At 66.7% G+C, this 1,641-nt stretch carries 1 protein-coding gene; it reads right to left on the bottom strand.

Features of this window, described 5'->3' with window-relative positions:
* Positions 1 to 1,606 (bottom strand): condensation domain-containing protein (locus EOC06_RS36900; RefSeq protein ID WP_245470412.1); only part of this gene is annotated, 1,606 nt, incomplete at its 3' end.
* Positions 1,607 to 1,641: the final 35 nt, after the last annotated feature.

The raw sequence follows: 1,641 nt of genomic DNA, 5'->3' as shown, positions 1-1,641 counted from the left end.
CCGCCGCCGTCCGGTTCAGCTCCTCCAGCAGATACGCACGCTCCGCAGCCGGCAGCAGTTCAATCCGGCCGACCGGCTGCCCGGCATCGGCAACCATCGCCCGCAGCAGCGCCAGCAGATAACCACGCTGCCGCTCGATCGTCGCCTCATCGAACAGCGCCGAGGCATAACCAAACGTTCCGGCGATCACCTCGCCACACTCGCCAAGGCTCAGCTCCAGATCGACCTTGACCTGATCATACCCCTCCCCGGCAGCCTCCACACTCAGCCCGGCAAGGTCGAACGACCCGACGGCGTTGTTCTGCCAGGCCAACATCACCTGGAACAGCGGCGTGTGATCAAGAGCCCGGGGCGGCTGCACGATCTCGACGACCTGCTCGAACGGCAGGTCCTGATGCTCCTGCGCGGCCAGCGCCGTGCGCCGCGTCTGCTCCAGAAGCTGCGACACGCTCGGCTCGCCGGACAGGTCGAGCCGAAGCGCCAGGGTGTTGACGAAGAAGCCGATCAACTCTTCGATCTCGCGCCGGCCTCGATTGGCGCTCGGCACGCCGATCACAAGGTCGTCCTGCCCCGACAGACGCGACAGCACCGCCGCCCAGGCCGCCAGCACCGTCATGAACAACGTCGTGCCATGCTGCCGGCTCAGCCGCTTCAGACCCCGCGTCAGATCCGCATCGATGACGATCGGCACACTGGCCCCGGCAAACGACTGCTGGGCCGGCCGCGCATGGTCCGTCGGCAAGACAAGACGGGCCGGAGCGCCAGACAGGGTGTCGCGCCAATACTGCGCCTGCTTCTGCAGCCGTTCCCCCGACAGCCACTGGCGTTGCCAGGCGGCATAATCCGGATACTGGATCGCCAGCGGCGGCAAAGGATCGTCCTGTCCAGCCTCGAACGCCCGGTAAAGCTGACGGAGTTCACGAACCAGCACGCCCATCGACCAGCCGTCCGAGACGATGTGATGCTGGGTCAGCAGGAAGACGTGTTCCTCAGCCGGCATCCGGATCAGACGCCCGCGGATCAGCGGCCCGCGCGCAAGATCAAACGGCGTGCGCGCCTCTTCATGGCATAGATCCAAAAGCGCAGCCTCAGCATCCGGCCTGTCCCGCAGATCGTGCTCGACCATCGGCAGTCCCGCATCCGGCGGCAGAACCTCAACCCAGGGCTTGCCCTCCGGTGCGACAAAGACACTGCGCAGCGCCTCATGACGGGCAAACAGACGGTCAAGGCTGCGCTGCCAGGCGCTGCGGTCGAGCTCACCACGCAGCCGCAAGGCCAGCGGAATGTGATAGTTGGTGCTGCCCTCGTCCAGCTGCGCCAAAAACCATAGCCGCTGCTGCGCAAACGACAGCACAAGCGGCTCATCACGCGACACCGCCGCAATCGCCGGCAGGTCTTGCGTGCCGGAGCGGCTCAACACCTCGACGATGCTTGCCGCCAGATCGGAAAGCACCGGATTGGCGAACAGCGTTGACAGCGGCAGTTCCACGCCAACAGCCCGCGACAGCCGGCTCGAGAGCTGCACGGCCAGCAGCGAGTGGCCGCCCAGTTCGAAGAAGTGGTCGTGGCGCCCGACCCGCTCGACCCCGAGAAGCTCCGCCCAGATCTGCGCCAGCGCCGTCTCGACCGCGCCGCGCGGCG

It is taken from the genome of Mesorhizobium sp. M7A.F.Ca.MR.362.00.0.0 (assembly GCF_004023175.1).
Classification (GTDB): domain Bacteria; phylum Pseudomonadota; class Alphaproteobacteria; order Rhizobiales; family Rhizobiaceae; genus Mesorhizobium.
The sequence above is the reverse complement of the archived record's forward strand: the minus strand, read 5'-3'. Positions and strand labels throughout refer to the sequence as shown.